The sequence below is a fragment of the Kribbella sp. NBC_00662 genome (genome assembly GCF_041430295.1).
Lineage (GTDB): Bacteria > Actinomycetota > Actinomycetes > Propionibacteriales > Kribbellaceae > Kribbella.
Genome location: NZ_CP109029.1, coordinates 5,765,445 through 5,789,703, shown reverse-complemented (window position 1 = coordinate 5,789,703; position 24,259 = coordinate 5,765,445). Strand labels below are relative to the sequence as shown.

Below are 24,259 nucleotides of genomic sequence, written 5' to 3'. Positions count from 1 at the left end.
TGAACTGTCATGATGGTCAAGTGCGGGTCGTTATGATCTCCGCCATGTCGGATGTCCCGGGGGACGACGCCACCCTGACAGTTGATGAACTGTCGGCGCGCGTCGGAATGACTGTGCGTACGTTGCGTTTCTATGCGGGTCGAGGTCTGATCCCGCCACCGATCAGACGCGGAAGAGTCGGGTACTACGGTCCCGAACACATCGCGCGACTCGACCTCGTCCGCGAACTACAGGCCCACGGCTTCACGCTGCAGGCGATCGAGGGCTACCTGGATCGCATCCCGGTCGACGCGACCCCGCAGGACATCGCGCTGCACCGGACGCTACTGACGCCGTGGATGCGCGACCTCCCGGAGACGCTCGATCGCGCCGCGCTGGTACGGCGTACCGGCCGGGAGCTCAGCGACGACGACATCGAGATGCTGGTCGCGCTCGGTGTGGTCGAGCCGACGCCGGACGAGGACGTGTTCCAGGTCGCGACCGCACACCTCAGCCTCGGCGTCGAGCTGCTCGACCTGGACCTCCCGGTCGAGGCGGTGCTGGACGCGGGCCGCATCTTCACCGAGCACGGCCGCGCGCTCGCCGAGGAACTCACCGAGGTGTTCCGCACCAAGGTCTGGCCGCACTACCGCGACTCCGGCGGCCCGCCCGAGCACATCCAGCACCTGGTCGAACGGTTCAAGCCCGTCACCATCCAGGGCCTGGTGCTGGCCTACGAGCGAGCCGTCGGCGAGACCCAGCGCGACACGATCCGCCGCACCCAGAACAAGCCGCGTTAGGAGCTCGGGACGCGCAGGTAGGTGAGTCCGCGGAGGTCGAGGTACGTGTCGTTCGGCGTCTTGACGACGCGGAGCAACACGGACTCGCAGCCCGGGCAGCGGGCGACCATACCGGGCGCGTCGACGTACAGGCGGGACTCCGCGAAGACCGCGGTGTGGCCGCAGCCGTTGCATCGGGCGACGGCCGCCGTCAGATCGACGGCGAACAGCTCGCTCAATGATCCGGCGGCTGCATTGCCGTCCAGGTAGTTGGTCTCACTCACCGCGGGCCTCCTGTCGGTCCGAACCGTTCTGTCCTCACGCGAGCCGGATCGTGGCCGGCCGCGACCAGCAGGTCCGCCACCGTCTCCACGAACGGCGTCGGCCCGCACACGTACGTCGTGGCGCCGTCCTGCGGCGTGAACGCGTACTTCGAGATCACGTCGGCGTCGATCCGGCCGACCCGCGGCTCCCCCGCCGGCGCCTCACGGGTGTAGACGAGCCGTACGTCGACGTCGTCCGACGAGGCGAGCTCCTTGAGATCGCTCACATAGATCACGGACTCCGGACGCCGCACGGAGTACAGCAGCCGGAACGGCGTCGTACTCCCGGTGTGGGCGTGCGCGCGCAGCATCGCCCGCAACGGCACGACACCGGATCCGCCGCCGATCAGCTGCACCGGACCGTCCTGCTCCGGCTTCCAGACGAACCAGCCGCCGACCGGTCCACGGATCTCCAGCGGGTCGCCCACCTTCAACACGTCGACCAGGTACGGCGATACCTCGCCGTCCGGCACCTGCTCGACAGTCAGCTCGATGGTCGAGCCCTGGGAGTCGGACCACGCCGAGGCGATCGAGTACGACCGCGAGGCCCGGTACCCGTCGTCCGCGGTCAGCCGTACGTCGAGGTGCTGCCCGGCGAGATGCCCCGGCCAGTCCGGTACTTCGAGCACGATCGTCCGGGCCGTCCCGGTCTCACGCCGTACGTCGGTGACAGTGGCGACCTGCCAGGTCAGTCGCCGGCGTATCGCTGTTCTTTCCATGGGTCTCCGTACTCGTGGTAGCCGGCCGTCTCCCAGAAGCCGAGGTCCTCGGTGTCGGACAGCACCAGGCCGCGGACCCACTTGGCGCTCTTCCAGAAGTACAGATGCGGGACGAGGAGCCGTGCGGGTCCGCCGTGCTCGGGGTCCAGCGGCTCGCCGTCGAACTCGTAGACGATCCAGGACTGCCCGTCGAGCAGGTCGTCCACCGGCACGTTCGTGGTGTAGCCGCCGTAGCTGTGCGCCATCGCGTAGTCCGCACCGGTCTCGACGTCCGCGAGCAGCGTGTCGAGCGAGACGCCCTTCCAGGTCGTCTGCAGCTTCGACCACCGGGTGACGCAGTGGATGTCCTTGGTGATCTCCTCGGCCGGCAACGCCATCAGCGCGGCCCAGTCCCACCTGTACTTCTCACCCGTCTCGCTGGTGACGGTGAACTCCCAGTGCTCGGTCAGCACATGCGGTGTCGGCCCGGCCGACAGGACCGGGAAGTCACGGGTCAGGTACTGACCGGGCGGAAGCTCCGTCCCGCCCCGCTGCCGACCGGTGAACCCCGGAGAAACGATGCCCATGGCGCCTCCCTCGATTCCTGGAGGCAGTCAATCACGGCAGAACGACCCGCGCGAGCGACAGCGCCAGGCGGGTCACCGGGACTACAATTGCGCTCTAGCGCTACCCCGGACCTTTGGTAGCCCTCGTGTACCGCCGACACGTCCGGGAGGCCCGATCATGAGCGAGTGGTACGGCGTACCGGCGACCGTGGTGAGCGAGAAGACCGTGCGTACCCGGCCCGACGAGGCACAGCCGCCGGAGTCTGAGGTCGAGGCGCCGCCGAGCGATCGGCCGGCACCCGAGGAGTAAAAATCGCGGCACCGGGTACTGGCCGGATTTCGTCGGCCGCGAGGTCCGCGGTGACGACCGTTGGTGGCACGTGTCGCGATGATCAGTATTTCCGGGATCCAGCCGCTAGGGTGGAGCATCCGCCTGGCGGCGGTTGGATTCTGGACGGACTGGGTGGATCACGATCGCGGTGCGAAGGTGTGGGGGGCGATCAGAGCCGTCGCCGACAGCGATGGCACGGCCCCTACCCTGTTGCACGCGGTGACCGCTTGCGCCCGGGAGCTGTCCGCCTCCGGGGCGGGGCTCGCGTTGACACGGAACGGCGGACTGCTGGAGCCGTTGCTGGCCACCGACCCCGAGACCGGCGAGCTGGACGAGCTGCAGTTCGGGTTGGGCGAAGGACCTGGCACGGAGGCAATGGCTACCGGCGTGCCGGTGCTGGAGGCCGATCTGAGTGGGCCCGAGGCCGGACGGCGGTGGCCGGTGTACACGGCGGCCGTCGACGGACGGGGCGTGCATGGCGCGTTCGCTTTCCCGGTCGCTGCCGGTGCCGCGCGGATGGGCGTCCTGAGCGTGTACCGGCGGCAGGCAGGACTGCTCGGGCCGGATCAGTTGCAGGACGCATTGGTGTTCGCCGATACGGTGTTCGTTCTCGCCCTGGATCGTCGTCGAGGCCTCAGTACCGACCTGGACAGCGTGATCGAGGCGGCGTTCGTGGCCCGGCGTGCCGAAGTACACCAGGCCGCGGGGCGGCTCGCGGCGCAGCAACGCATCAGCGTCGTCGACGCCTTGGCGCTCTTGCGAGCACACAGCTACAGCAGTGGCCGGTCGCTCCGCGAGGTCGCCGTCGACGTGATGGCCGGTCGTCTCAGCCTGGCGAACGACCACGGCGCCGCTCCGCCGACAGGACCGCACGATCCGAAGGAGACAGGCCCGGACCATGTCGAGAAGGAACAGGAGGAGGACTGATGACCGCGACTGACCGCAGAGTGCGGGAAGTGTTCATCGAGCTGTCGGACACTCTCGTCGACGACTTCGACATCATCGAGTTCCTGGACCGGCTCGCGATGCGCTGCAGCGAGCTACTGGGAGTATCGGCCTGTGGCATCGTGCTCGCCGACCACCACGGCGTACTGAATCTGGTCGCTGCCTCGAGCGAAGAGGCACGTCTGGTCGAGCTGACCCAGTTGCAGACGCTCGAAGGACCTTGTCTGGACGCTTTCAACAGCGGACGCCCGGTCCAGTACGCCGACCTGTGGGACGAGACCGCCCGCACCCGCTGGCCGCGGTTCACGACGGCAACCGTCGAGGCCGGCTACCGGTCGGTCCAGGCGCTGCCGATGCGGCTGCGGGACAACGTGCTGGGCGCGGTCAACCTGCTCAGTACGTCGACCGGGACCCTGAGCACGGAAACGATCACGCTCGGGCAGGCGCTGGCCGACGCAGCCACGATCGGCATCGTGCACCAGCGCGCCCTGGCCCGCCAGGAGCTCGTGACCGAGCAGCTCCAGACCGCCCTCAACAGCCGGGTCCTGATCGAGCAGGCCAAGGGATTCCTGACCCACAGCCTCGCGGTCGACGTCGACGAGGCCTTCGCGGTCCTGCGCCGCTACGCCCGCGCCAACAACCGCCGCTTGACCGACGTAGCCGACGACGTGGTCCAGGGCCGCCTCACCCTGCCCACACCAGGACCGGCCGAGCACGACTAGGCCTGGATCTCTACCCATTCGACCGTTACGCTGAGTCAGCCTGAACAGGCGTTCCCAGACCCCGACGCCAGGTGTGCCGCACCACTCGGGAGGGGTTGGTACGGCAGCTCGCACCTGGTGACCTGCCGACACCTCTCCGGCAGGTCACCACGCGACCGCCCCCTCTTCTTCTTCAAATGCCCATTGTGCGGCCGATTATTTCTTTCATTATTTCGGTCGTGCCGCCGTAGATGGTTTGGATGCGGGTGTCCAGGTAAGCCTTGGCGATGGGGTACTCGGTCATGAAGCCGTAGCCGCCGTGGAGTTGGAGGCAGCGGTCCACGACCTTCTTCTGGAGTTCGGTGGTCCACCATTTCGCCATCGCGGCCTCGGCCACGGTGAGGGTGCCCGCGTTCAGCTCCTCGATGCAGCGGTCGACGAAGACGCGGGCGATCTGGGTCTCGGTGGCGAGCTCGGCGAGGACGAAGCGGCTGTTCTGGAACGAGCCGATCGGACGGCCGAACGCCTTCCGGTCCTTCACATAGCGCAGCGTGTCCTCGAGCATGTTCTCGCAGGCGGCCGCCGCGACCACGGCGATCGTCAGCCGCTCCTGCGGCAGCTTCTCCATCAGGTAGATGAAGCCCTTGCCCTGCTCGCCGAGCAGGTTCTCCACCGGCACCCGGACGTCGTCGAAGAACAGCTCGGCGGTGTCCTGCGCCTTCAGCCCGATCTTGTCCAGATTCCGCCCGCGCTCGAACCCGGGCATACCGCGCTCGACCACGATCAGTGAAATGCCTTGCGCGCCCGCCTCAGGATCGGTCTTCGCGACCACGATCACCAGGTCGGCGAGGATTCCATTCGAGATGAACGTCTTCTGCCCGTTCAACACGTAATGGTCCCCGTCGCGGCGCGCCGTGGTCTGGATACCTTGCAGATCGCTACCAGCGCCCGGCTCGGTCATCGCGACCGCACTGATCGCCTCCCCCGCACAAAACGCGGGCAGCCACCGCGCCTTCTGCTCGGGCGTCGCATAGTCGAGCAGGTACGCCGAATTGATGTCGGTGTGGATCGTGAACCCGACCCCACTCGCGCGAACCCGGGTCAACTCCTCGATGAGCACCGTGTTGAACCGGAAGTCCCGCGCCTCACCCCCGCCGTACTCCTCCGGCATCATGAAGCCGAGCAACCCCGCGTCACCAGCCGCCGTCCACAGCTCGCGCGGCACGATCCCGGCCTCCTCCCAGCTGTCGTGGTGCGGGACGATCTCCTTCTCGCAGAAGGCGCGAACGCTCTCCCGGAAGGCGTCGTGATCGGCGTCGAAGAGCTGACGTTCCACGGGCGGTTTCCTCTCAGTTCTGTACGGCGGCGCCGGATGCGAGCAAGGTCTCGAGGTCGGTGATGCCCCAGTCGGTCAGCGCCTCGCGGGTGTGCTCCCCCGGCCGCGCGGGCGGTCGGCCGAGGCTGGTCGGCGTACGGTCGAACCGTGGCGCGGGCGCCGGCTGCCGGACCCCGTCGTGGTCCACAAAGGTGCCTCGGGCAACGAGATGAGGATGGTCAGCGCCGAGCGGCAGGACCGGTGCGACGCAAGCATCGGAGCCGTCGAACACCGCCGTCCACTCAGCTTGCGTCCGTTGCCGGAAGGTCTCGGCGAGGAGTTTGCGGAGAGCAGGCCAGTTCGACGGGTCGTTGCGATCGGGCGCGTCGATGCCGAGCTTCTCGATCAGCTCCGCGTAGAACTGCGGCTCGAGCGCACCGACCGAGACGTGCTTCCCGTCGGCCGCCTCGTACACGTCGTAGAACGGCGCACCCGTGTCGAGCAGGTTCGTCCCACGCTCCTGCCGCCACGACCCGGCCGCGAGCGCTCCGAGCAGCATCGTGGTCAGATGCGCCGACCCGTCGACGATCGCCGCGTCAACGACCTGCCCCTGCCCGCTGTGCAGCGCCGCGAGTACGCCGATCACCAGGTAGAGCGATCCACCCGCGAAATCGCCGAGCAGGTTGGCGGGCACCTGCGGCGGTCCGCCGGCCCGGCCGATCAGGTGCAGGGCGCCTGACAACCCAAGGTAGTCGATGTCATGCCCGGCCGACTGCGCGAGCGGACCATCCTGGCCCCAGCCCGTCATCCGCCCATAAACCAGCCGGGGATTGATCGCGTGACACTCCTCCGGCCCGAGCCCGAGCCGCTCGGCAACCCCGGGCCGGAAGCCTTCGACGAGTACGTCGGCCCGCGCGACAAGCCGGCGTACGACGTCGACCGCGGCCGGCTGCTTCAGGTCGAGGGCAGCACTCCGGCGACCGCGGTTCAGCAGGTCGAGCTCGGGCGGGCCGAGCGACAGGCTGCCACCGGGGCGATCGATGCGCAGTACGTCGGCGCCGAGCTCGGCCAGCATCATGCACGCGAACGGCGCGGGGCCGATCCCGGCCAGCTCGACCACCTTCACGCCCTCGAGTGGACCCATGCCCGCTATTGTGACAGTTCTACTGTCACAGTCGTCAAGTCAACTTGCGAACTCCGAGCAACGCACCGGCCGGCACCACGAACATCAGAGTCACGACCACGCCGAGCACGATCGACCAGCCGACCTCGCCGTGCTGCAGGTGGCCGAGGTGGAAGATCATGTGCGGCAGCGCGAACGCGACGTATGCCAGCAGGGCAACACCTGCGAGGTAGCGTTCGGGCCGGAGCGCCGCGGCGCCCAGCACGATCGCCAGCCCGAGCGAGGCGCTGCCGAAGTCGCGGAATGCGTGCTCGCTGAACGGCGGATCCCAGTTGACCGTCGGCACGTTGTCGTAGAACGACTCCGGCAGGAACGTCAGCCAGACGCTGAGGAACAGCTGGAGCGCGGCGAAGATCACGAGCACTGTGCGGACGTAGGTCCTCATCCGAGGTGCTCCGCGAACGTGATCCGACCGTACGCCGGGCCGTCCACCATCGCCTCGCCGTTCGCGAACGCGCGGAACACCTTGCCGCCGAGACGGACGGGGACGATCGGTCGTCGGGTGCCCTTCGCCCGCTTCCAGATGTGGGCCAGCTCCGGCACCGACAGGCGCTCCGGTCCGCCGATGTCCGGGGCTCGTCCCTTCAGCGGCGGCGCGCCGACCAGTTCGGTCAGCCGGGTGGCGACGTCTTCGACGGCGATCGGCTGCATCATCATCCTCGGCGCGAACACGACCGGGAGGTAGCGCTGGGCGGCGAAGACCTCGTCGACCAGGTCGTGGAACTGGGTGGCGCGCTGGATCGTGTACGGCACACCCGAGTCCTCGACCAGCCGCTCGACCTCGAGTTTGCCCCGGTAGTACCCGAGTGGAATGCGGTCGATCCCGGCGATCGACATCACCACCAGGTGCCGCACCCCGGCCAGGGCCCCGAGCAGGTTCCTGGTCTGCTGCGCGTCCTTACCGCGGACGCTGGTGGCGAGGTGCACGACCAGGTCGGCGCCGTCGACCGCGGCCGCCAGCCCTTCACCGGTCGTGAGATCGGCGACGACGCGGTCGGGTCCGGCCCTGCGGCTGAGCACGCGTACCTGGTGTCCGGCTGCGCGGAAGGCGTTGACGGCGGGCCGGCCGAGGCGACCGGTCCCGCCGGTGACGAGAAGGGAAGTCATCCTGGTGTCCTTTCAGGTGTCACCAGCTCAGATCGGACAGCCTCCCGATCTGTGACACCTGGGCGCCGGCAAAGGCAAGCTTGTCCGGATTCAGCACGAACCGGAGGTCGCTCACACCCTGCGGTCCGGCCTCGACGAAGCACACCGCCATCAGCCCGTCCGGCCCTTCGGCGACCAGTGCCGGCTCGCCGTTCGCCTCCGCGAAGCGCAGGACGAACCCCGCGCCGAACTTCTGCAGCGTCCCGATCAGGTACCGCGCCACCATGATCCGGCCGACGACTGGGTTCCGTGCCGCGATCACCTTGCCGCCGCCGTCCGCGGTGGACACGACGTCCTCGGCCAGCAGCCGCTCGAGCTGCTCGACCTCGCCCGACTGCGCGGCCGCCAGAAAACGGTCGACGAGCTCTCGCCACTCGGCCCGGTCGACCGCCTGCTGGCGTCGCGAGTCGGCCGTCACCCGCTTGCGCGCGCGAGACAGCAATTGCCGAGCGTTGGCGTCCGTCGTCCCGATCAGCTCGGCCACTTCACGATGGCTGTAGCCGAACGCTTCGTGCAGGACGTACGCCGCACGCTCCGCCGGCGTCAGCCGTTCCAGCAGGAGCAGCAACGCGAACGACACAGAGTCCCGCTGGGCGACCACTTCGAGTGCGTCGAACTCGGTGCGTCCCGTCAGCACCGGCTCCGGCAGCCACTCGCCGACGTACAGCTCGCGTCGGGCTCGCGCCGACGTGAGCTGCTTGATCGACAGGTTGGTGACGATCTTCGCGAGGTACGCGTCCGGGTCCCGCACCGCCGTACGGTCCGCGTCCTGCCAGCGCAGCCAGGCGTCCTGCAGGATCTCCTCGGCATCGGTCGCCGCACCGGTCATCCGATACGCAATCCCGAACAGCCGCCCACGCAGACGCTCGAAGTCATCCATCCAGGAACTTCTCCGCCGCGCGTTGGATCGTCGTGTAGTAGTCCGTCCAGGCGGTTTCGTCGAGCAGGCCGGCGTCCTTGCCGCCCTGGCCGTCGATCAGTTCGCGGATGATGTCTGCGTGGCCGGCGTGGTGGGCGGTCTCGTCGACGACGCGGACGAGTAGGGCGCCGAAGGTCGTACTGCGGTTGCCCTCCAGCCAGTGCGGGACCTCGGCGGGGTGGTCCAGGTCGAGGTCGGCGATCGACCGATCGCTGTGTGCGCAGGCCTCGCGGTAGAGGCCGGTCAGGTACTCCGTCGACTCGGTCGGCTTGGCCCACATGTCGGCACCTTCCCAGACCGAACCGTCCGCCTCCCAGGGCAGCTGTTCAGTCGGCGGACGGCCGACGCTGGTGCCGAGGTAGACGTACTCGATCCCGACCAGGTGCTTCACCAACCCGAGCAGATTGGTGCCCGACGGCACCACCGGACGGCGGCGGTCGTACTCGCTCAGCCCCTCGAGCTTCGCGAGCATCAACGCCCGGGTCTCCTGGAGGTAGTTCTGCAGCTCGGTCTTCACGGGGCTCCCGGTGGCACGAAGGGGACGGGCGGTGCGCCGTTCTCGATCAACCGCAGCAGCGCGGCGGTGTCGGCGTACTCCTCGATCATGTCTGCCAGGCGGTCCAGCCGCTCCGCGCGCAGCCCGGCGAACGAGACCGAGCCGTCGGGCGCGGGCTTGCCGGTCAGCTCGGCGACCTCGGTGAGGAACGCATGCCGCGCCGCGTCGTCGTCGAGCAGCCCGTGCCAGATCGTCCCCCAGGTGTTGCCGCTCCGGCAGCCACCCGGGAACTCCCCCGCGTCGCCCGTCACCTCGACCACCCCGTGGTGGATCTCGTACGCCGTGGCCGTCGGCCGCGCCAGCGTCTTCTCCGGCGCGAAGGTGGTTGCGACGGGCAACAAATCCAGGCCGGAGTGATCGCCGCCGGACTCGACCGCGTGCGGATCGGAGACGGATGATCCGAGCATCTGGTACCCGCCACAGATCCCCAGAAGTGGACGGCCCGCAGCAACCCTCGCCGTCACTGCATCAGCCAGGCCGGTGGAGTGGAGCCAGGCCAGGTCGGCCACCGTTGCCCGGGAGCCGGGGATGACGACCAGGTCGGCATCGCGGATCTCGGCAGGGCTGGTGGTGAAGAAGACACTGTTGGTCGGCTCGACCGCGAGCGCGTCGAGGTCGGTGAAGTTGCTGATCCGCGGGAAGCGCACCACCGCGATCGTCAACAGGTCCCCCGGCGAGGTGCGTCGTACCGGGATGTCGAGCGCGTCTTCCGAGTCCAGCCACAGCTCGGGCAGCCACGGCAGGACGCCGTACGTCGGCCGACCGGTGACCGATCCGAGCATGTCGATCCCCGGCTGCAGCAGCGACACGTCGCCACGGAACTTGTTCACCAGGAACCCGCTGATCAGCGCCTGATCGGCCGCGTCGAGCAACGCGACCGTGCCGAACATCGACGCGAACACTCCCCCGCGATCGATGTCGCCGACCACGACGACCGGCGCCCGCGTGTGCTGCGCGAGCCCCATGTTCACGTAGTCCGACTGCCGCAGATTGATCTCCGCCGGGCTGCCCGCGCCCTCGCTGATCACCACGTCGTACCTCGACGCGAGATCGTCGTACGCCGCGAACGCCGCCTTGGCGAGCTCGGCCCGCTCGGTCAGGAAGCCCCGCGCACTCAACTCGCCCCAGGGCTGTCCCATCAGCACGACGTGGCTGCGCCGGTCGCTGCCGGGCTTGAGCAGCACCGGGTTCATCGCCGCCTCGGGTTCGGCGCCCGCGGCAACGGCCTGGATCCATTGCGCCCGGCCGATCTCGGTGCCGTCGGCGCAGACCATCGAGTTGTTCGACATGTTCTGCGCCTTGTACGGCGCGACCCGCACGCCCTGCCGCGCCAGCCAACGGCAGATGCCGGTGACCACGGTCGTCTTCCCGGCATCCGACGTCGTACCAGCGATCAGCAGCGAACCCACGCGGTCATCTTAGGGTTCCCGGTCGCGCCGTTCGGTACGCGGCACCCGCGGCGTCGCGCCCTGGAACCGGGTGGCGCCACCGGTCGACGACAGCGGTTTGGCGATGTTCTCCAGCGACTTGCCTTCCGCGTCGACGCCGAACACCCACGCGATGATCCCGCCGGCCAGCATCACCGCCGCGCCGACGATGTAACCGACCGTCAGCGGCCCGCGCGCCGGGTTGTCACCCGAACCGATCAGCGACGCGAACAGGAGCGGCGCGATCACACCGCCGGTCAGCTGCGAGATCGCGAAGAAGAACGAGATCGCCTGGCCGCGGAGCTCGATCGGGAAGATCTCGCTCACGGTCAGGTACGCCGACGACGCGCCGGCCGAGGCGAAGAAGAACACCACGCACCACAAGCCGGTCAGCGTGGCCGCGTTCAAGGCACCGGCGTTGAACAGCAGCGCGGTGATGAACAGCACGATCGCGGCGAGCGTGTAGGTGCCGAAGATCATCTTGCGCCGGCCGATCGTGTCGAACAGATGTCCGAGCAGCAGCGGACCGGCCAGGTTGCCGATCGCGAACGGGAAGAAGTACAGCGCGACGCTGGAGTCGTTGAGACCGAAGTACGACTTCAGCACGAGCGCGTAGGTGAAGAAGATCGCGTTGTAGAGGAACGCCTGGGTGACCATCATCGAGAACCCGAGGAACGAGCGGCTGCGGTAGTCGCGCAGCATCACCCGGGCGATCTCGCGGTACGTCACCGGCGGGTAGTCGACCACCTCGATCGCCTCGTCGTCGCTGACCTCACGCAGTTCGCCGCCCTGCCGCCGGACCGTCTCCTCGATGCCGTCGACGGTGCGCTCGGCCTCTTCGACCCGCCCGTGCGTCATCAGCCAGCGCGGGCTCTCCGGGATGTGCCGGCGCAGGTAGATGATCATGAGCCCCATCACCGGACCGATCAGGAAGCACAGCCGCCAGCCCCATTCGACCGGGACGATGTCCTTGTTCAGGAACACCAGGCCGACCGCGGAGCCGATCAGCGCGCCGGCCCAGTAGGTGCCGTTCACGCCGATGTCGACCCGGCCGCGGTACCGCGACGGGATCAGCTCGTCGATCGCGGAGTTGATCGCGGCGTACTCACCGCCGATGCCCATCCCGGCGATGAACCGGAAGATCAGCAGCGAGGTGATATCCCAGGACAACCCGGCCAGGCCGGACGCGATCAGGTAGACGAGCAGCGTGACGATGAACAGGCTGCGTCGGCCGAGCCGGTCGGTCAACCGGCCGAACAACAGCGCTCCGACCACCTCACCGCCCAGATAGACCGATGCCATCAGGCCGACCTGCGACGTGCTCAGGTGCAGGGTCTCGGGCTCCTTCAGCACGTTCCCGACCAGCGACACCAGCTGGATCTCGAGGCCGTCGAGGATCCAGGAGACCCCCAGACCGACGACGATCATCCAGTGGAACCGGGTCCACGGCAGCCGGTCCATCCTGGCCGGTACGAGACTCGGTATCGCTTTCCCGTGCTCCAATGCGTGCTCGCTCATCCCTGCTCCTTTCGACCATCCGCGCCGGTACCCCAGGAGTGACGAGGTCAAAACCGTCCGTCACCGCGCGACGAGGATGGCTAAAGTTGCGGCATGGAAAGAGACATCAATGTCGTGGACGCCAAGGACAAGAGTCGCTATGAGGCGCACGACGCCGACGGCACCCTGATGGGCTTCGTCGACTACAAGCTGCACCCGGGCGTGATCGCCTTCCTGCACGCCGAGACACTGCCCGAGTTCCGCGGCCGCGGCGTGGCCGGGCGGATCGCGACCAAGTCGCTCGACGACGCCCGCGCGCTCGGGCTGCGGGTCAAGCCGGCCTGCCCGTTCTACGAGGAGTTCCTCCAGGAGCACACGGAGTACGCCGACCTCGTCAAGCTGCCGGAGGCTCATCAGTGACCGCGCCGGTGATGGGCAAGCTCGACTGGCAGCCCGCGCTGGAGGTTCCGGAACTGCTCGCCGCGCCGGTTCGAGCAGCGCTCGACGGCGTGACGGCGTACGCCGCTGCGATCGACGCGGAGCTGGCCGACACGGCGGCATTCTGCGCGGAGTACGACGTACCGATGGCCGCCTCGGCCAACTGCGTGATCGTGCTCGGCAAGCGGGCCGGCGAGGAGTCGTACGCCGCGGTGCTCGTGCTGGCGACCGACCGGGCCGACGTGAATGGTGTGATCCGCAAGCACCTCGGCGTCCGGAAGATCTCGTTCGCGGCGCAGCACGACGCGGTCAGCACGACCAGCATGGAGTACGGCGGGATCACGCCGATCGGCCTGCCCGCGGACTGGCCGGTGCTGGTCGACGAGGCGGTCGTGAAGGCCGGGATGGTCGTGATCGGCAGCGGGATCCGCGGCTCGAAGCTGCTGCTCGACGGCGCCGAGCTCGCGAAGTTGCCGACAGCAACAGTGCTGGACCTGGCGCAGCACTAGGGGCCGAACGATGGAGCAGCACGACTGGCCCGCGGAGTACGCCGAACTGACGGCCGCGGACCAGCGCGCTCCGCTGCCCCCGGCCGAGCTCGAGCGGCTCGCGGTCGCCGCTTTCGTCCTCGGTCACGACGACGAGGTGGCGGCGTACCGCGAGCGGGCGGTCGAGGCGCATCTCGCCGATGGCGACACCGCCGGGGCGATCCGGAGCGGGTTCTGGCTCGGGTTCCATCTGCAGCAGCGCGGTGATCTCTCCCGCGCGGCGGGCTGGCAGGCGCGGATCACGCGCCTGGTGCCGGAGGGGAACGCCGAGCTCGCCGGACGACTCGCGATGGCCCAGGCCGCACTGACGATGAACTCCGGCGACGCGGCGACCGCACTCCCCTTGTTCGAGGAGAGCCAGAGGTGGGCCGACGAGCCCGACACGATCGTCCTGGCAGCACTCGGCCGCGGCAACTGCCTCGCGATGCTGGGCCGCGGCACCGAGGCACTCCTCGCCCTCGACGAGGCGATGGTCCACGTGACGAGCGGCCAGGTCGGCCCCGAGGTGACCGGTATGGCGTACTGCGCGGTGATCGCCCTCTGCCTGCATATGTACGACATCCGTCGTGCCCAGGAGTGGACCCGCGCCCTCACCGGCTGGTGCGACTCACAACCAGGTCTGGTCCCGTACCGCGGGGCGTGTCTCGTGCACCGCGCCCAGATCCTCCAGCTCCGCGGCGCCTGGACCGAGGCGGCCGACGCGGCCGAGGACGCGTGCCGCCGGCTGTCAGCAGGAACGGTCGGGTCGGCCTGGTACCGCCTGGCTGAGGTGGAGCGCCAGCGTGGCAACCTCGACGCGGCCGAACGCGGGTACCAGCTCGCGGCCGGCGATGGCATGGACGTGCAGCCCGGTCTGGCCCGGCTCCGGGCCGCGCAGGGCAGGTTCGACGTTGCGATCGCAGGTCTGGATCGAGCGCTGGCCGAGGACTCGTTCTCGCCGAATCGCCCGCTGCTGCTGGCCGCTCGTGTCGATCTCGCGATCGAGTGCGACGACCGCGAGACCGCTCGCAAGGCGGCGGCCGAGTTGAACGAGTTCGCGCGGGCGGAATCGCCGTACCTGCAGGCGCTCGCGGCGCACGCCGAGGGCGCGGTGCGGATCGCCTGCGGCGATCCCCAGGGCGCGATCCCGCCGTTGCGGCGGGCGTGGACGTTGTGGCAGAGGCTGGAGATGCCGTACGAAGGCGCTCGCACGCAACTGCTGGTCGCCGACGCATGCCGGCAACTCGGAGACACCGACGCCGAACAGATGGAGCTCCGCGGCGCCCGAGCCGTCTTCGAACGCCTCGGCGCCGACGGCGACCTGACAATGCCCGACCCGCCGGTCGACCCGTTCGACGGCACCGGTCTCACTCCTCGCGAGCGGGAGGTGCTCTGGTGGCTCGCGACCGGCGCGACGAACCGCGCGATCGCGAACCAGCTCTTCCTCAGCGAGCGGACCGTTGCGCGGCACGTCAGCAACATCTTCGGCAAGCTCCGCGTCTCGAACCGGGCGGGCGCGACGGCATGGGCCTTCAACCACGCTCTGACGCGGAAGAGCTGGGCGCGGGTCAGCCGAATGGGTAGAAATGACCAGTTGCCGCCGGCCTGAGTTGGCGTGGTTGGTGGATGTGGTGGGTGGGTGTGCGGTCCTACCTTGAGTTATGGACAGGGTCGGGACTGTGGTGGTCGGGGCGGGGCAGGCTGGGCTTGCGATGGCCTACTACCTGCGCCGGCGGGGTGAGGACTTCGTCGTACTGGAGGGGAACGCTCGCGTGGGTGACTGCTGGCGGGAGCGGTACGACTCGTTGCGGCTCTTTAGCCTGCCGCGGTACGCGAGTCTGCCGGGGCTGCGGATCGGCACGAAGGACTGTCCGGATCGGGACGAGATGGCCGACTACCTCGAGCAGTACGTCGCGCATCACGACCTGCCCGTGCAGACCGGCGTACGCGTGACGCGGTTGGCGCGGGACGGTGACGGCTTCGTGGTGGAGACGGATGCCGGCGACTGGCGGGCCGACCAGGTCGTCGTCGCGGCCGGGATGCACAGTACGCCGCGGTGGCCGTCGTTCGCCGGTGAGCTCGATCCGTCGATTCGGCAACTGCACTCGCTGGAGTACCGCAACCCCGCCCAGCTTGCCGACGGCACCGCTCTGATCGTTGGCGCGGCCAACTCTGGAACCGACGTCGCACTGGACGCGGTCAAGACGCATCCAACGCTGCTCGCCGGACGGCATCCGGGACAGGTGCCGGTCGATATCGACTCGACCGTCGGGCACGTGTTCACGCCGGTCGTGATGTTCCTGTTCAAGTACGTCCTCACCCGGCGTACGCCGATGGGGCGCAAGGCGATCGCGAACGCGGTCAAGAACGGCCTGCCGCTCACTCGCAACAAGCTCGACCACCTCGACGCGGCCGGCATCAAACGGCTGAGTCGGATCGAGGGCGTCCGCGACGGCAAACCGGTGACGGTCGACGGCGACGTACTCGACGATGTCCGGACCGTGGTCTGGTGCACCGGTTCCGATCCGGACCATACCTGGATCGACCTGCCGGTTTTCGCCGCCGACGGCCGGCCGCGGCACGAGCGGGGCGTGGCGTCCGACGTACCCGGGCTGTACTTCCTCGGGCTCGATTTCCAGTACGCGATCGCGTCCGCCAGCATCCAGGGCGTGGACCGCGACGCTCGCTTCCTCGTCAAGCATCTGGCGCAACACGCCGCGCATCTCAGCCGGCGGAGCGCCGATCGGACGATACCCGTGGACAGGCGGTAGCATCACGGGCTGAAATGGGTGCGTGGCTGGGCGTGGGTCAGGGTGAGTGATCAGGTGGCGGTGAGCGGCGGCGAAGGTGGGCCGACCGCTCTGCGGATCATGCTGGGTGGGCAGCTACGGCGGATGCGTGAAGCCGCCGGGATCAGTCGCGCCGACGCGGGCTGGCAGATCCGGGCCTCGGAGTCAAAGGTCAGCCGGATGGAGCTCGGCCGGGTGGGCTTCAAGGAACGCGATGTCAGCGACCTGCTCGAGCTGTACGGGATGGCCGACGAGGGCGAGCGGTTCCGGCTGATGGAGCTGGCCCGCGCCGCGAACAACCCCGGCTGGTGGTCGCGGTACGGCGATGTCATGCCCAGCTGGTTCACCAACTACGTCGGCCTCGAGGTCGCCGCGGCGCTGATCCGGACCTACGAGGTGATGTTCGTCCCCGGCCTGCTGCAGACCGAGGAGTACGCACGGGCCATGGTCCAGCTCGGCAAGTCGTCGTTCCTGCCGCACCAGGAGGTCGACCAGCGGGTCGAGCTCCGGGTCACCCGGCAGCAGATCCTCACCCGCGCGAACCCGGCCCGCCTCTGGGTGGTCATCGACGAGTCCGTGCTGCACCGGCCGGTCGGCGGCGAGAAGGTGCTGCGCGCGCAGATCGAGCACCTGATCATGTGGTCGCAGCAGCCGAACATCACGCTGCAGGTGATGCCGTTCAGCAGCGTCGGGTACGCCGGCGCCGGTGGCGCCTTCAGTCTGCTGCGGTTCCCCGAGGGCGATCTGCCGGACATCGTCTACATCGAGCACGCGGCCAGCGCGCTCTACCTGGACAAGCTCGACGAGGTGGACGAGTACGTCGCCATCATGGAGGGTCTGACGATCTCGGCGGCCCCGGTGTCCGCGACCGAGGGCCTCCTGAAAGAGGCCCTCGCCCGGATCTAGGTTCTCAGGCGACCTTGAGGTCGACCTTGATGTTGCCGCGGGTGGCGTTGGAGTACGGGCAGACCTCGTGCGCCTTGGCAACGAGCTCCTCGGCCACCGCGCGCTCGACACCCGGCAGGCTGACCACGAGCTCGACCTGCAGGCCGTAGCCGGCGCCGCCGTTGATCGGGCCGATGCCCACCTCGGCGGTGACGGTCGAGCCGTCGGAGTCCTGACGAGCCTTGCGCGCGACCAGCTTCAGCGCGCTGTGGAAGCAGGCCGCATACCCGGCCGCGAACAGCTGCTCCGGGTTGGTGCCGTTGCCGTTGCCACCCATCTCGACCGGCGGCGCGACCGTGACGGCGAGCTTGCCGTCGTCGGTCGATACCTTGCCGTCGCGGCCGCCGTCCGCGGTGGCGCGGGCGGTGTACAGAACCTTCTCAACAGCGATCGTCATATCTGGTGTCTCCTAGCGAGTGGGGTCGAGCAGGAGCTTGCCCACGGTCTTGCGGGCACGCATGTCTTCGTGGGCGGTGGCGACGTCGGACAGCGCATACTCGCCGCCGACGATCGGGCGGAGCTTGCCGTCCGCGGTCAGGTCGAACAGCTCGGCCAGCGGGCCGCCGAGCAACTGCGGGTTCGCGAAGCAGTCGGCCAGCCAGAAGCCGGCGACGGTCTTCGACCCCTTCATCAACCGGCCCGGATCGATCGGCGCGCCCTGCTGCCGCGAGGCTGCGCCGAAGGTGACGAGGCGGCCGAACCGGCCCAGCGCGGCGAACGACTCGTCGAACGTCTGGCCGCCGACCATCTCCAGCACGATGTCGACGGGCCTGCCGCCGTTCGCCTCGAGGATCCGGTCCTTCAGGCCTTCCGGCGTACCGTCGATGGCCGCATCCGCGCCGAGCTCGAGGACCTGCTTGCGCTTCTCCTCGGAAGACGCGGTCGCGATGACGCGACCCGCACCCCAGAGCTTGGCGAGCTGGACGGCGAGCGAGCCGACACCGCCGGCGCCTGCGTGCACGAGGACGGACTCACCCGGCTGCAGATGCGTGGAGGTCTTGAGCAGGTGCCACGCGGTGGTGCCTTGCAGCACGAGCGAGAGCGCCTGACCGTCGGTGACACCAGCCGGGACCTCCCAGGCGTACGGCGCGTGGGCGACCGCCTTCTCGGCGTACCCGCCCGAGCCGACGAGGGCGACGACCCGGCGGCCGTCCTCGGTCCGGCCGACGACCTCGCCGCCCGGGATCAGCGGGAGCTCGGTCTTGGACAGGTAGCTGTTCTCGACCTGGTGGGTGTCGGCGTAGTTGATACCCGCGCGGTCGACCGTGATCAGGACCTGTCCGTCGCCGGCGACCGGCTCCGCGACCTCGCTGATCTTCAGGACCTCGGGTCCACCGAACTCGGTGATCTGAATGGCTCGCATACACCGTACTATACACTGTACGTTATGAACGTCGGAGGGAGGTGCGTCACATGGCCAGGACACCGCGGAACACGCTCAACCCGGAGCTGATCGTGCGGACCGCACTCGAGCTGATGGAGTCCCGCGGCACGGATGCTTTCAGTCTGCGCGGAGTGGCCGCGGAGCTCGGTGTCGGCCCGATGGCGCTCTACACCTACTTCCGCAACAAGGACGAGCTGTACGACGCCGTCCGCGATCACCTGATGGGCCTGCTGCCCGCCGTCCCTGATGAGGTCCCGTGGCCGGACCAGGTGCGGGCGGTGTGCCGGTCGTTGCGGCTGCTGATGCTCCAGCATCCTTGCCTTGCGCAACTACTGGCGGGGCGCCCGTTGAGCGGTCACGAGACGGCGCGGGTCGCCGAGGGGCTGCTCGGCGTACTGCGGGCTGCCGGGTTCGACGCGGAGACGGCAGCCCGGACGCACACGACCTTGTTCACGTACGTGCTCGGTTCGACGTCGTGGGAGATCCAGATGGCGGCCGAGCGCCGCGATCCCGAGGCGTGGCGGCGACTGCGGGCGACGATGGAGTCGCTGTCGGCCCGCGAGTTCCCGTCGGTGGTCGAGCTGGCGCCGGAGCTGGCCCGGACGACGGGAGGCGACGAGCAGTTCGACTACGGGCTGGACCTGCTGCTGGCCGGGTTACAGCTCAGAACACCATCGTGACGATGGCGAGGATGCCGATGCAGACGATCAGCGCACGGAGCGCGATCGGCGGGAGCTTGCGGCCGTAGCGGGCGCCGATGAAACCGCCGATCGTCGAGCCGACCGCGATCAGCCCCGCGGCGAGCCAGTCGATGTCGTGGACGGTGATGAACAGGATCGCGGAGGCGGTGTTCACGACCGTGGCCAGCACGTTCTTCAGACCGTTCATCCGCTGGAGGTTCGAGTCCAGGCCGAGACCGAGGATCGCCATCAGCAGCACGCCTTGCGCGGCGCCGAAGTACCCGCCGTACACGCCGGTGGCGAAGACGGCCGGGATCACCCACCAGGCTCCGCGGTGCAGGTGTGACGGCGCGCTGATCCATTTCGACAGCCACGGCTGGAACGCGACGAGCAGACAGCCGAGCAGGATCAGCACCGGCACGACGGCGTGGAACGCGGAGTCGGGCAGCGTCAGCAGCAGCACTCCCCCGACGATGCCGCCGGCCAGCGATGCCGGGATCAACCGCAGCATGCGGCCGCGTTGGCCCTCGAGCTCGCGCCGATAGCCGATCGCGCCCGCGGCGGTGCCCGGCGCCAGACCGACTGTATTGCTGACATTCGCCAGCACCGGCGGGATGCCGACGGCAAGCAACGCGGGGAAGGTGAGCAGTGTGCCCGACCCCACGACGGCGTTGATCGTTCCCGCGCCCATCCCCGCCACCAGGACGAACACCGCTTCGTACCATGTCATCGCTGCCTGACTTTACGCACCCGATCGCGCCTCGCGCTCACCAGTCCGCACATTGAGCAGACAGTATGCGATCGACTGGTAGTCAATCGACAGCGCCAGGGCCTCCCCGGATGACCGGGGAGGCCCTGGTGGAACGACGTACAGGCGTCAGCTCACGTCAGCTCACGTCAGCTCACGTCAGCGCTGCGGCGGCTCCGCGGCCGGCGGCTCCTGGGACGGAGCAGGCGGCGGGATCGACGGCGTGGCCGGCGCGGCTGCCTGGCTGCGGGTGCTGACGGCGGCGGACTCGGCGGCCGCGATCGCCTCGCGGACCGCGTTGTCGGCCTCGGCCACCGCTGCCGGCGCGGCAGCGGACGAGTCGAGCTCGGCCACCTCGCCGTTGGACAGCTCCGGCGCATGCCAGTCGCCCTCGGCCTTCTGGGTGATGCCGGCCACCTGGCCGACCGCACTGCCCAGACCCTTGAGCGCGTCGCCGATCTCGCTCGGCACGATCCACAGCTTGTTCGCGTCGCCCTGGGCGATCGACGGCAGCATCTGCAGGTACTGGTACGCGAGCAGACCCTGGTCCGGCTTGCCGGCGTGGATCGCGTTGAACACCGTGGTGATGGCCTGCGCCTCACCCTGTGCCTTCAGGATCCGGGCCTGCCGCTCGGCCTCGGCGCGGAGGATGCGGGACTGCTTGTCACCTTCCGCGGTGAGGATCGCGGACTGCTTCTGACCCTCGGCGGACAGTACCGCGGACTGCCGCATACCTTCCGCGGTGAGGATCGCGGCGCGCTTGTCCCGGTCGGCGCGCATCTGCTTCTCCATCGAGTCCTGGATCGAGGGCGGCGGGTCGATCGAGCGGAGCTCGACCCGGTTGACCCGGATGCCCCACTTGCCGGTCGCTTCGTCCAGCACGTAGCGGAGCTTCTCGTTGATCTCTTCACGAGAGGTCAGCGTCTGCTCGAGGTCCATACCACCGATGATGTTTCGCAGCGTCGTCATGGTCAGCTGCTCGATGGCCTGGATGTAGTTCGAGATCTCGTACGTCGCCCGGACCGGGTCGTTCACCTGGAAGTAGATGACGGAGTCGATCGACACCATCAGGTTGTCCTCGGTGATGACACCCTGCGGCGGGAACGCGACCACCTGCTCGCGCATGTCGATGGTGTAGCGGACCTTGTCGACGAACGGGGTCAACAGATTCAGCCCCGGCTGCAGACCGGTCTTGAACTTGCCGAACCGCTCGACGATGCCGACGGTCTGCTGCTGCACCACCCGGACGGACTTGACCAAGGTCACGATCACCAACAAGGCGACCAGTGCCAGGACTATGAGGAACGCGGTCACTTTGACCCTCCACTCGAACGGACCCTCAGGACGGACAGTCTTCCGTATCGACGGGGCAGGCGCCGTACCGGTTCCCGGCGCGTCGGATGCCTGATCGAGCAGCTACATCAACCGTCCTGCACCTTCGACACTACTGCGCGCAGGGGACCACTCAACCGATCGCGAGCGGTCAGCTCTGCGGCGGGTCGGTCGGCTTCGGGTCCTGGGTCGGTTCAGGCAGGTCCAGCTGGTGGTGCAGCGGCTCGCCGACCGGGTACACGACCGCGGTCGCGCCGTCGATGTGCATCACCTCGACGCGGGTGCCCGGGGCGATCGTCGAGATCTCGTCGTACGGCCGGGCGGTCCAGAGCTCGCCGCCGAGCCGGATCGAACCGCCGCCGTCGGGATGGATCTCCTTCACCACCGTCCCGGTCCGGCCGATCACATGGGCGGAACCGGTCTTCAGCTCCTGGCCGTGATGGATCTTGCGGACGATCATCGGCCGGATCGCACCGAGCATCGCGGCCGCGGTGATCAGGCCGACGACGATCTGCAACCACAGCAGTCCGGGGAAGAACGCCGCGACTCCCGCGGCGGTGAGCGCGCCGGCGGCCAGCATCAGCAGCGTGAAGTCGAGCGAGGCCAGCTCAGCCAGGCCGAGGACGGCGGCGATCGTCAGCCACGCCGCCCACATGTTGTCCCGCAGCCAATCCATCATTTCCCAAGCCTATCCACGTCTCGGCCCGCAAGCAGATGTTTGGACGCGTCACCCTCCGCCCAGTTCCCCGAACGTCTGAGGGGTCAACCCCTGAGTTGCAGGGTTCGGCCGCCAGAATCTGCCTGCCTATCCCACCGATTCCGGGGTTGACCCCTGAGATGGCGGGAGGGCGAGGGGCGAGGGGCGGGAGGGCGAGGGGCCGAGGGGCGGGAGGGCGAGGGGCCGAGGGGCGGGACGGCGTGGGCGGGTGCGTGGGTGGGTTAGAGGGCGCGGGCGGTGTAGCGGCCGTCTTCCTGCTTGAGGGTAAGGGCCAGGTCGAACGTGTCGCTGAGGGTTTCGGCGGTCAGGGCCTCGTCCATCGGACCGGCCGCGACGACGCGGCCCTGCTTGAGCAGGAGCGCGTGGGTGAAGCCGGGCGGGATCTCCTCGACGTGGTGGGTGACGAGGACCATCGCGGGGGCGCCGACGGCGGTCGCGATCGAGCTGAGCGAGCGGACGAGCTGTTCGCGACCCGTAAGGTCGAGGCCCGCCGCGGGCTCGTCCATCAGCATCAGTTCGGGGTCGGTCATCAGCGCGCGGGCGATCTGCACCCGCTTCCGCTCCCCCTCGGACAGCGTCCCGAACGTGCGGTCGGCCAGATGGGCGATCCCGAGCTCGGCCAGCAGTGCGTTGGCGCGTTGGTGATCCAGGTCGTCGTACTGCTCGATCCAGCGGCCGAGGACGGCGTACGACGCGGAGACGACCACGTCGGAGACCCGCTCGCTCTTCGGCAACCGGTCGGCCAATGCGGCACTGGTGAGTCCGATCCGCGGTCGGAGCTCGAAAACGTCGACGGCGCCGAGCACTTCACCGAGCAGGCCCGCCACACCGGTCGTCGGGTGAATTTGCGCGGCGAGGATCTGCAGCAGGGTCGTCTTGCCGGCGCCGTTCGGCCCGATCACCACCCAGCGGTCGGCCTCGTCGATCGTCCAGTCGATCCCGTCCAGCAGCCGCGCGCCACCACGGACGATCGTCACCCCGGCCAGCTCCACCACTGCAGTCATCGAAGTAGTTGCAGGGACGCCCGGTTTTCAGGTCGGGGACGACCCGCAACTCCCTCCCTTCAGGCTTGAGGGACTGTCGGTCCCGACTGTTTGAATAACTGACACGTCCCGCTTCCGACTTGCCCCTACTCCGGGACAGGAAGCGGCGTTGCTCGGCCATTGCGCACATGCCAGATACATCTGGAACCTGGCCCTCGAGCAGTGGTCCATGTGGTCGGCGGGTCGCCGTACCAGTCCGCCTCGCTTCGTGGAACAGGCGCGACAACTGACCGAGGCACGGGCCGACAGCGATTGGTTGCGGGCCGGGTCGCAGACCGTGCAGCAGCAGGCGTTGCGTGACTTCGACCAGGCCGTCGCGAACTTCTTCACCGGCCCTCACCGGCGACCGACCTGGCGCAAGGCAGGGGTCCACGAAGGATTCCGCATCGTTGGTCCACAGGCCCGCCGAGTTGAGAAGCTGAACCGCAGGTGGGCCCGGGTACTCGTCCCCAAGGTTGGTTGGGTGAAGTTCCGGCTGTCCAAGCCGCTGACCGACGCCAAGTCGTACCGCGTCGCTCGTGACCGTGCCGGCAGATGGCACGTCGCGTTCGCTGTGGCGCCTGACCCGATCGCCGGCCCCGGTACCGGCGCGATTGTTGGCATTGACCGAGGGGTGGCCGTTTCGGCAGCGTTGTCGACAGGCGAGAAGCTGCATGTACCGCCACAGACCACCGGCGAAAGACGACGCCTGGACGGGCTCCAGCGACGGCTTGCCCGCTCCCAGAAATGCAGCAACCGCCGAACCAGGACCAAGGCGGCCATTGCGAAGCTGAGAGCCCGTGAAGTGGACCGTCGGAAGAATTGGGTCGAGCAGACGACCACTCGCATTGCTCGCGAGTTCGACGTGATTCGGGTTGAGGACTTGCGCATCGTCCAGATGACGCGGTCTGCCAAGGGCACGGTAGACAGTCCTGGGAAGCGGGTTCGGCAGAAAGCCGGACTCAACCGGAGCATCCTTGCCAATGGCTGGGGTCAGCTCGTCCGACGGCTCGAACGCAAGGCCGTTGGACGGGTCGAGAAGATTCCTGCGGCGTACACGAGTCAGACGTGCTCGCGGTGCGGGACCAGGGACCGGAAGGCGCGCGAGAGCCAAGCCGTCTTCCGCTGCCGGTCGTGCGGCTACACAGCGAACGCCGACGTGAATGCTGCTGTCAACATCGCGGCCGGACGGGCCGTGAACGCGCGTGGAGCGGCTGAGGTACCGGTCGCTGAGAAGCGTGAACCTCAACTCCCTACCTCCACGTAGTCGAGTTCGAATCCCGCCGTTCACGGCGGGAGGACGTCAAGCTC

28 protein-coding genes are annotated in these 24,259 nt (G+C 68.6%); 11 read left to right on the top strand and 17 right to left on the bottom strand.

The window, feature by feature from the left end; genetic code table 11:
- Positions 1–44: 44 nt before the first annotated feature.
- Positions 45–779, top strand: a complete 735-nt coding sequence (locus OHA10_RS28810) for a MerR family transcriptional regulator (protein WP_371401884.1) — start codon at positions 45–47, stop codon at positions 777–779.
- On the opposite strand, the gene OHA10_RS28805 is transcribed toward OHA10_RS28810, so the two are convergent.
- The 3 genes from OHA10_RS28805 to OHA10_RS28795 are packed head-to-tail and all read right to left on the bottom strand — an operon-like array spanning position 776 to position 2,366.
- Positions 776–1,042 (bottom strand): DUF6510 family protein, encoded by a 267-nt coding sequence (locus OHA10_RS28805; RefSeq protein ID WP_371401883.1) that lies wholly within the window; start codon positions 1,040–1,042, stop codon positions 776–778. The two genes, OHA10_RS28810 and OHA10_RS28805, sit on opposite strands and share 4 nt — an antisense overlap.
- Positions 1,039–1,800: a ferredoxin reductase gene (locus OHA10_RS28800; RefSeq protein WP_371401882.1), complete on the bottom strand. Its 762-nt coding sequence runs from the start codon at positions 1,798–1,800 to the stop codon at positions 1,039–1,041. Before OHA10_RS28800 ends, OHA10_RS28805 begins: the two co-directional genes overlap by 4 nt.
- On the bottom strand, positions 1,770–2,366 hold the full coding sequence (locus OHA10_RS28795; RefSeq protein WP_371401881.1) for a sulfite oxidase-like oxidoreductase: 597 nt from the start codon (positions 2,364–2,366) through the stop codon (positions 1,770–1,772). The genes OHA10_RS28800 and OHA10_RS28795 overlap by 31 nt, the downstream gene beginning before the upstream one ends.
- 157 nt (positions 2,367–2,523) lie before the next feature.
- Between OHA10_RS28795 and OHA10_RS28790 the strand changes: the two genes are divergently transcribed.
- The 3 genes from OHA10_RS28790 (at position 2,524) to OHA10_RS28780 (ending at position 4,343) form a co-directional block, all read left to right on the top strand.
- Entirely contained in the window at positions 2,524–2,655 is a 132-nt protein-coding gene (locus OHA10_RS28790; RefSeq protein ID WP_371401880.1) for a hypothetical protein, read from the top strand.
- Positions 2,656–2,895: 240 nt separating this feature from the next.
- Positions 2,896–3,603 carry an ANTAR domain-containing protein gene (locus OHA10_RS28785; RefSeq protein WP_371401879.1) on the top strand — a complete coding sequence of 236 codons (708 nt, stop codon included), beginning with the start codon at positions 2,896–2,898 and terminating at the stop codon, positions 3,601–3,603.
- Positions 3,603–4,343 carry an ANTAR domain-containing protein gene (locus tag OHA10_RS28780; protein WP_371401878.1) on the top strand — a complete coding sequence of 247 codons (741 nt, stop codon included), beginning with the start codon at positions 3,603–3,605 and terminating at the stop codon, positions 4,341–4,343. The genes OHA10_RS28785 and OHA10_RS28780 overlap by 1 nt, the downstream gene beginning before the upstream one ends.
- A gap of 172 nt (positions 4,344–4,515) precedes the next feature.
- On the opposite strand, the gene OHA10_RS28775 is transcribed toward OHA10_RS28780, so the two are convergent.
- From OHA10_RS28775 to OHA10_RS28740, 8 genes are read right to left on the bottom strand one after another with little or no spacing between them, the layout of a single operon-like run.
- Positions 4,516–5,658: an acyl-CoA dehydrogenase family protein gene (locus tag OHA10_RS28775; protein ID WP_371401877.1), complete on the bottom strand. Its 1,143-nt coding sequence runs from the start codon at positions 5,656–5,658 to the stop codon at positions 4,516–4,518.
- 13 nt (positions 5,659–5,671) lie between these two features.
- On the bottom strand, positions 5,672–6,781 hold the full coding sequence (locus OHA10_RS28770) for a CaiB/BaiF CoA transferase family protein (protein WP_371401876.1): 1,110 nt from the start codon (positions 6,779–6,781) through the stop codon (positions 5,672–5,674).
- Positions 6,782–6,815: 34 nt separating this feature from the next.
- On the bottom strand, positions 6,816–7,205 hold the full coding sequence (locus OHA10_RS28765; RefSeq protein ID WP_371401875.1) for a hypothetical protein: 390 nt from the start codon (positions 7,203–7,205) through the stop codon (positions 6,816–6,818).
- Entirely contained in the window at positions 7,202–7,927 is a 726-nt protein-coding gene (locus OHA10_RS28760; protein ID WP_371401874.1) for an SDR family oxidoreductase, read from the bottom strand. Before OHA10_RS28760 ends, OHA10_RS28765 begins: the two co-directional genes overlap by 4 nt.
- 19 nt (positions 7,928–7,946) lie before the next feature.
- Positions 7,947–8,846: an RNA polymerase sigma-70 factor gene (locus OHA10_RS28755; RefSeq protein WP_371401873.1), complete on the bottom strand. Its 900-nt coding sequence runs from the start codon at positions 8,844–8,846 to the stop codon at positions 7,947–7,949.
- Positions 8,839–9,402 carry a DinB family protein gene (locus tag OHA10_RS28750; protein WP_371401872.1) on the bottom strand — a complete coding sequence of 188 codons (564 nt, stop codon included), beginning with the start codon at positions 9,400–9,402 and terminating at the stop codon, positions 8,839–8,841. Before OHA10_RS28750 ends, OHA10_RS28755 begins: the two co-directional genes overlap by 8 nt.
- The gene (locus OHA10_RS28745; RefSeq protein WP_371401871.1) at positions 9,399–10,850 is read right to left on the bottom strand and encodes a cobyric acid synthase; all 1,452 of its coding nucleotides are present in this window, start codon (positions 10,848–10,850) and stop codon (positions 9,399–9,401) included. The genes OHA10_RS28750 and OHA10_RS28745 overlap by 4 nt, the downstream gene beginning before the upstream one ends.
- Positions 10,851–10,859: 9 nt before the next feature.
- Positions 10,860–12,386 carry an MFS transporter gene (locus OHA10_RS28740; protein WP_371401870.1) on the bottom strand — a complete coding sequence of 509 codons (1,527 nt, stop codon included), beginning with the start codon at positions 12,384–12,386 and terminating at the stop codon, positions 10,860–10,862.
- Positions 12,387–12,479: 93 nt separating this feature from the next.
- Here OHA10_RS28740 and OHA10_RS28735 point away from each other — a divergent pair, with 93 nt between their 5' ends.
- The 5 genes from OHA10_RS28735 to OHA10_RS28715 all read left to right on the top strand — a co-directional run bounded on the left by OHA10_RS28735 (position 12,480) and on the right by OHA10_RS28715 (position 17,025).
- Positions 12,480–12,785 carry a GNAT family N-acetyltransferase gene (locus tag OHA10_RS28735; RefSeq protein ID WP_371401869.1) on the top strand — a complete coding sequence of 102 codons (306 nt, stop codon included), beginning with the start codon at positions 12,480–12,482 and terminating at the stop codon, positions 12,783–12,785.
- A complete protein-coding gene (locus OHA10_RS28730; protein WP_371401868.1) occupies positions 12,782–13,312 on the top strand; it encodes a YbaK/EbsC family protein in 531 nt (176 codons plus the stop codon). Before OHA10_RS28735 ends, OHA10_RS28730 begins: the two co-directional genes overlap by 4 nt.
- A gap of 10 nt (positions 13,313–13,322) precedes the next feature.
- Positions 13,323–14,939, top strand: coding sequence for a LuxR C-terminal-related transcriptional regulator (locus OHA10_RS28725; RefSeq protein ID WP_371401867.1), 1,617 nt, complete (start codon positions 13,323–13,325; stop codon positions 14,937–14,939).
- Between the two features lie 52 nt (positions 14,940–14,991).
- On the top strand, positions 14,992–16,101 hold the full coding sequence (locus tag OHA10_RS28720) for a flavin-containing monooxygenase (protein WP_371401866.1): 1,110 nt from the start codon (positions 14,992–14,994) through the stop codon (positions 16,099–16,101).
- A 99-nt stretch (positions 16,102–16,200) separates the two neighbouring features.
- The gene (locus OHA10_RS28715) at positions 16,201–17,025 is read left to right on the top strand and encodes a helix-turn-helix domain-containing protein (RefSeq protein WP_371408004.1); all 825 of its coding nucleotides are present in this window, start codon (positions 16,201–16,203) and stop codon (positions 17,023–17,025) included.
- Between the two features lie 4 nt (positions 17,026–17,029).
- Here the strand turns inward: OHA10_RS28715 and OHA10_RS28710 are convergent, their stop codons facing one another.
- Complete coding sequence (locus OHA10_RS28710; protein ID WP_130450357.1) at positions 17,030–17,461, bottom strand: organic hydroperoxide resistance protein; 432 nt, start codon at positions 17,459–17,461, stop codon at positions 17,030–17,032.
- A 12-nt stretch (positions 17,462–17,473) separates the two neighbouring features.
- Positions 17,474–18,427, bottom strand: coding sequence for a zinc-binding alcohol dehydrogenase family protein (locus tag OHA10_RS28705; protein ID WP_371401865.1), 954 nt, complete (start codon positions 18,425–18,427; stop codon positions 17,474–17,476).
- A 50-nt stretch (positions 18,428–18,477) separates the two neighbouring features.
- Here OHA10_RS28705 and OHA10_RS28700 point away from each other — a divergent pair, with 50 nt between their 5' ends.
- Complete coding sequence (locus OHA10_RS28700) at positions 18,478–19,128, top strand: TetR/AcrR family transcriptional regulator (RefSeq protein WP_371401864.1); 651 nt, start codon at positions 18,478–18,480, stop codon at positions 19,126–19,128.
- Here the strand turns inward: OHA10_RS28700 and OHA10_RS28695 are convergent.
- The 4 genes from OHA10_RS28695 to OHA10_RS28680 all read right to left on the bottom strand — a co-directional run bounded on the left by OHA10_RS28695 (position 19,112) and on the right by OHA10_RS28680 (position 22,930).
- Positions 19,112–19,858: a sulfite exporter TauE/SafE family protein gene (locus tag OHA10_RS28695; RefSeq protein WP_371401863.1), complete on the bottom strand. Its 747-nt coding sequence runs from the start codon at positions 19,856–19,858 to the stop codon at positions 19,112–19,114. The two genes, OHA10_RS28700 and OHA10_RS28695, sit on opposite strands and share 17 nt — an antisense overlap.
- 177 nt (positions 19,859–20,035) lie before the next feature.
- The gene (locus OHA10_RS28690) at positions 20,036–21,190 is read right to left on the bottom strand and encodes an SPFH domain-containing protein (RefSeq protein WP_371401862.1); all 1,155 of its coding nucleotides are present in this window, start codon (positions 21,188–21,190) and stop codon (positions 20,036–20,038) included.
- 169 nt (positions 21,191–21,359) lie between these two features.
- Complete coding sequence (locus OHA10_RS28685) at positions 21,360–21,887, bottom strand: NfeD family protein (RefSeq protein ID WP_371401861.1); 528 nt, start codon at positions 21,885–21,887, stop codon at positions 21,360–21,362.
- Between the two features lie 260 nt (positions 21,888–22,147).
- Positions 22,148–22,930, bottom strand: coding sequence for an ABC transporter ATP-binding protein (locus tag OHA10_RS28680; protein ID WP_371401860.1), 783 nt, complete (start codon positions 22,928–22,930; stop codon positions 22,148–22,150).
- A 94-nt stretch (positions 22,931–23,024) separates the two neighbouring features.
- Between OHA10_RS28680 and OHA10_RS28675 the strand changes: the two genes are divergently transcribed.
- Positions 23,025–24,215 (top strand): RNA-guided endonuclease InsQ/TnpB family protein, encoded by a 1,191-nt coding sequence (locus tag OHA10_RS28675; RefSeq protein WP_371408003.1) that lies wholly within the window; start codon positions 23,025–23,027, stop codon positions 24,213–24,215.
- The last annotated feature ends 44 nt before the right edge of the window (positions 24,216–24,259 follow it).

Coding starts and splice junctions, on each gene's coding strand:
- OHA10_RS28810 (WP_371401884.1), top strand. CDS start 45: ATGTCGGATGTCCCGGGGGACGACGCCACCCTGACAGTTGATGAACTG.
- OHA10_RS28720 (WP_371401866.1), top strand. CDS start 14,992: ATGGACAGGGTCGGGACTGTGGTGGTCGGGGCGGGGCAGGCTGGGCTT.
- OHA10_RS28685 (WP_371401861.1), bottom strand. CDS start 21,887: ATGATGGATTGGCTGCGGGACAACATGTGGGCGGCGTGGCTGACGATC.
- OHA10_RS28755 (WP_371401873.1), bottom strand. CDS start 8,846: ATGGATGACTTCGAGCGTCTGCGTGGGCGGCTGTTCGGGATTGCGTAT.
- OHA10_RS28795 (WP_371401881.1), bottom strand. CDS start 2,366: ATGGGCATCGTTTCTCCGGGGTTCACCGGTCGGCAGCGGGGCGGGACG.
- OHA10_RS28735 (WP_371401869.1), top strand. CDS start 12,480: ATGGAAAGAGACATCAATGTCGTGGACGCCAAGGACAAGAGTCGCTAT.
- OHA10_RS28765 (WP_371401875.1), bottom strand. CDS start 7,205: ATGAGGACCTACGTCCGCACAGTGCTCGTGATCTTCGCCGCGCTCCAG.
- OHA10_RS28800 (WP_371401882.1), bottom strand. CDS start 1,800: ATGGAAAGAACAGCGATACGCCGGCGACTGACCTGGCAGGTCGCCACT.
- OHA10_RS28705 (WP_371401865.1), bottom strand. CDS start 18,427: ATGCGAGCCATTCAGATCACCGAGTTCGGTGGACCCGAGGTCCTGAAG.
- OHA10_RS28715 (WP_371408004.1), top strand. CDS start 16,201: ATGCTGGGTGGGCAGCTACGGCGGATGCGTGAAGCCGCCGGGATCAGT.
- OHA10_RS28790 (WP_371401880.1), top strand. CDS start 2,524: ATGAGCGAGTGGTACGGCGTACCGGCGACCGTGGTGAGCGAGAAGACC.
- OHA10_RS28770 (WP_371401876.1), bottom strand. CDS start 6,781: ATGGGTCCACTCGAGGGCGTGAAGGTGGTCGAGCTGGCCGGGATCGGC.
- OHA10_RS28740 (WP_371401870.1), bottom strand. CDS start 12,386: ATGAGCGAGCACGCATTGGAGCACGGGAAAGCGATACCGAGTCTCGTA.
- OHA10_RS28725 (WP_371401867.1), top strand. CDS start 13,323: ATGGAGCAGCACGACTGGCCCGCGGAGTACGCCGAACTGACGGCCGCG.
- OHA10_RS28700 (WP_371401864.1), top strand. CDS start 18,478: ATGGCCAGGACACCGCGGAACACGCTCAACCCGGAGCTGATCGTGCGG.
- OHA10_RS28680 (WP_371401860.1), bottom strand. CDS start 22,930: ATGACTGCAGTGGTGGAGCTGGCCGGGGTGACGATCGTCCGTGGTGGC.
- OHA10_RS28695 (WP_371401863.1), bottom strand. CDS start 19,858: ATGACATGGTACGAAGCGGTGTTCGTCCTGGTGGCGGGGATGGGCGCG.
- OHA10_RS28760 (WP_371401874.1), bottom strand. CDS start 7,927: ATGACTTCCCTTCTCGTCACCGGCGGGACCGGTCGCCTCGGCCGGCCC.
- OHA10_RS28710 (WP_130450357.1), bottom strand. CDS start 17,461: ATGACGATCGCTGTTGAGAAGGTTCTGTACACCGCCCGCGCCACCGCG.
- OHA10_RS28780 (WP_371401878.1), top strand. CDS start 3,603: ATGACCGCGACTGACCGCAGAGTGCGGGAAGTGTTCATCGAGCTGTCG.